Genomic DNA, 3003 nt, shown 5'->3' with positions numbered 1-3003 from the left:
CCCATGTACCCACTCGGTCGGCAGCATCGGAGGAAGTAGATAGGTTGAGCCTGTGAGCGAGAACGAAGCGACCACGACACCCCCGGAACAGAACCGCGACCATGTTCAAGCTCTCGGCCGGGGGCTCGAGGTGCTCAAACTGTTCGGGCGAGAACGCCGCCCCTTGTCGGTCACCGAAGTCGCGGGCCTTGCCGGCATAACCCGCACCGCGGCTCGCCGCTTCGTGCTGACGCTCGAGTACATGGGGTATCTGTCCTACGACGGCACCGCCTACGCCGCCCGCCCGGCGATACTCGAGATCGGTGACGCCTACGTCCTGAGCAGCGGACTTCCCGATATCGTCCGGCCCCACCTCGAACGCCTGGCCGCACAGACTCAGGAGACGGCCTCGCTCACCGTCCTGCACCACGACAAGATCTTCTACGTCGACCGGGTCCAGGCCAATCGGGTCCTCACGGTCGAGATAGTGGTCGGGACGAGCCTGCCGGCCTATGCCGTCGCCACCGGTCGCGTGCTCCTGGCCGACCGTACCGACGCCGAACTCGACGCCTATCTGGCGAGCGTGAACACCCACAGTTACACCGAGGCCACCACGATCGACACCGCCGAATTGCGCGAGAAGATCATCGCTGCGCGCAACGAGGGATGGTCGCTGGCAGACCAGGAACTCAGCGAGGGAGTTCGTTCGATCGCCGTGCCCGTTCGCGACGCGGACGGCCGCGCAGTCGCGGCCCTCAACGTCTCCGCCCAGTCCTCGCGGGTGTCGCTCGACCATATGAGGGGATCGATTCTCACCGTCCTTCGGAATGCGGCCGAGCAGATCCGTGAGGAGCTGGCGGCAATATGAGGCGGTGTAGGCAGTCGCAGTAGTTCTCTGGACGGCGCACTGCACGGCGCGCGACCGAAGTGTGGGGTGGCGGTCCCCGAGTCGGTCCGCGCCACGTTCCGTAGCTGCCCCATACGGCGATTGCGTCCGCATAGCGTGCAATAGATCCACAAACGGACGCACCCATTGTGTGAACGCGATCACCTTGATAGAACAGGTGTAGCGCTCGACCGGTCGAAGGGTGATTCGCCCCGAGCTTTTCTGCGGTGTGCCCACTCGTGAAGTTCACAGTCCCCTTCCACACCTCGACTGCGCCAACGCCTATTCAACTGACGGCAGCGATCCACTCCGACGAACCCCGGTTACATCAACACAACCCGACACCGGGCCATCGCGCCGAGACCAGACAGGAACCACCTCGTGCAGACGATTTCCACATCACCCGATCAACAGGCACGTAACCGATATCGGTGGGTAGTGCTCGTGCTCTGCTGGCTCGCCTTCACCATGACCTCCGTCGATCGCTCCACCTGGGGTCCGGCATCGGTCTTCGTCGGTGAGGATCTCGGCGTGCCACTGGCCAGCCTCGGCGTGTTCGCCACCGCCTACTACATCGGCTACGTCTGCTCCAACGCCCTCACCGGGGTGCTGTCCGACCGGTTCGGTGGCCGCGAGGTGGTAACCGTCTCACTCGCCGGCGCAGGCCTGTTCATGATGGTCTTCGGATCGACCACCTCCGCGATGATCGGCATCGGCGTGCAAGCGGTCGTCGGTTTCTTCGCCGGCGCGGATTACGCCGCAGGCATCAAACTCCTGGCAAGCTGGTTCCAGCCCAAGGAACTCGGCAAAGTCATGGGCCTGTTCACCTCCGCGACCTCGCTCGGCACCGTCATCGCCAACACCGTCGTCCCGTGGATGATCAACCACTACAGCTGGCATGCCTCCTACCACCTTTTCGGTGCCATCTCGATCGTCACGGCGATCGCCTGTTACGTGATCATCCGACCGGGACCGGTCACCAACAGCATCGCCACCGCAGGAAACGGCAAGCGCCCCTCCGCCTGGAAGACCCTGACCACCAACCGTGACCTCATGCTGCTCTCCCTCGCAGGGTTCGGCGGGTTCTGGGGCACATACGGATTCGTCACCTGGTCCAACGCCCTGCTCATCAAGGGACATGGCGTCTCCGGCACCACCGCCGGGCTCATCGTGGCGATCTTCGCGGGCGTGGCGGTCGTCAGTAAACCCCTTACCGGAATGCTCGGCGATCGGATAGGCAGCGCCCGAAAGCCCGCGATCGTCATTCTCGCGCTGTTCGCCGTCATCCTGATCTTCTTCGGCACGCTCGACAACGTCCCTGCACTCCTCATCGCGGCCCCCCTCCTCGGTCTGGTCGGCTACGGATACCTGCCCCTGATCGTTGCGATGATTCCCCGCCTGGTTTCGAGCGAGGTCACCGGTACCGCTGCCGGCGCATCCAACGCCTTCTGGCAGATCGCCAGCACCCTTGTCCCTCTCGCGATCGGCGCGGTCTTCTCGGCCACCGGCTCGTTCCTGGCCGCCTTCGCGGCCCTGGCCGTCGGACCGATGATCGGCGCAGTCATCCTGTACTTCGTCGACGAGAACGGCGGAAAGAGCAGCGTCGCCGCCCCGGAACGGTAACTCCCGACACCACCACACCCTGATACCCCAACCGACGACACGACGGTCTCCTGAGGGAGACCGTCGTGTCGTCGGCCGTACAGGTTGCTCCGGCGCGGTGATCGTCTGCTCATCAGATCTCCTGAGCCAGGACGTTCTCGAACTTCCTGCCTGAACGTTCCGTCCGCGCGGATTACCGCACGTTCTCGTGACACAGCGCGAATGCGAACCGAGCGCACCCGAACAACAGACCCGGACCTTTCGGTCCCGCCCGGACCGAAGCGACATCCCGAGCATCGACGGCCTACGCCACCGTTCACCCGCACGTTCGCGGGCTTCGCCGAGATCATGGTCGAGCGGCGCGGTACGGGCGAGCCAATCTCGACCTGCTCCGAAATCGTGTCATCCACCTCGAACAGTGAAGCGTGGCAGTAGCTTCGCTGAGTAGGCCCGGGGCGCGGTGACGGGATTGCTCCCGCCCCGTTTCCCGGACCTCTCGCCGAACCCGCCGTGCGCCTCTCGACGCAACGGGCTCT

2 protein-coding genes are annotated in these 3003 nt (G+C 64.5%); both read left to right on the top strand.

Annotated features, from left to right (window positions below):
- Window positions 1-52 precede the first annotated feature (52 nt).
- Complete coding sequence (locus I0Q12_RS26760; protein ID WP_197256356.1) at window positions 53-847, top strand: IclR family transcriptional regulator C-terminal domain-containing protein; 795 nt, start codon at window positions 53-55, stop codon at window positions 845-847.
- A gap of 456 nt (window positions 848-1303) precedes the next feature.
- Window positions 1304-2488 (top strand): nitrate/nitrite transporter, encoded by a 1185-nt coding sequence (locus tag I0Q12_RS34980; protein WP_248674226.1) that lies wholly within the window; start codon window positions 1304-1306, stop codon window positions 2486-2488.
- Window positions 2489-3003 lie beyond the last annotated feature (515 nt).

The organism is Rhodococcus sp. CX (genome assembly GCF_015865005.1).
Lineage (GTDB): Bacteria > Actinomycetota > Actinomycetes > Mycobacteriales > Mycobacteriaceae > Rhodococcus.
Note: the sequence above shows the minus strand (reverse complement) of the source record. Positions and strands in the feature narration are given on the sequence as shown.